Raw genomic sequence first — 500 nt, forward strand, 5'->3', positions numbered from 1 at the left:
CATTCCTTGAGCGAGCGGGTGTTGTTCTTGAGGGGGACGAGGTAGGCTCCGCCTGCCTCGTCGATTCGAGTGGTGAGTTCCCGCTCGGTGTAGGCGGCGTCCAACGTCACGAGCCACCCTGTCCCAAAGAGGGTCGTGAGGGTGGGGAGCAGATCCTGCATTCCTTTGGCTTCATGACGTCCGGCCTGATCGACCTGCGCGACGGTCAGCGCCAGCTCATGGAAGAAGACCGACAGGAACGAGAGGGCCGTTCGGCCCTCTCGCGCACTCCCTTTCAGGACTTTGCCGTCACCAGCGAGGATGACCAGGTCGTCCTGCGCCGTGGGATGTTGAGCTTTGACCCAGTCCAGCAGGGCGCGTTGCAGTTCAGGGAGATGCTGGTCCAGCGACCAGAAGAAGCGGTAGATCATGGCCTGCTGGGGGAGGCGGTCGAGGCCGAGGTGCTGGCGCAGCACCTCGCGGTGTCCGGTGAGCCACTGGGTGAGGGCAAGGATGTTGGG

The 500-nt window shown here is 63.8% G+C and carries 1 protein-coding gene; it reads right to left on the minus strand.

Going from position 1 to position 500, the window contains the following annotated elements; all coding sequences use genetic code 11:
• Positions 1-500, minus strand: a 500-nt coding sequence (locus IEY69_RS21645; protein ID WP_189075132.1) for an ISAs1 family transposase, incomplete at both ends; no start/stop codon positions are given.

Source organism: Deinococcus sedimenti (assembly GCF_014648135.1).
GTDB classification, from domain to species: Bacteria; Deinococcota; Deinococci; order Deinococcales; family Deinococcaceae; genus Deinococcus; species Deinococcus sedimenti.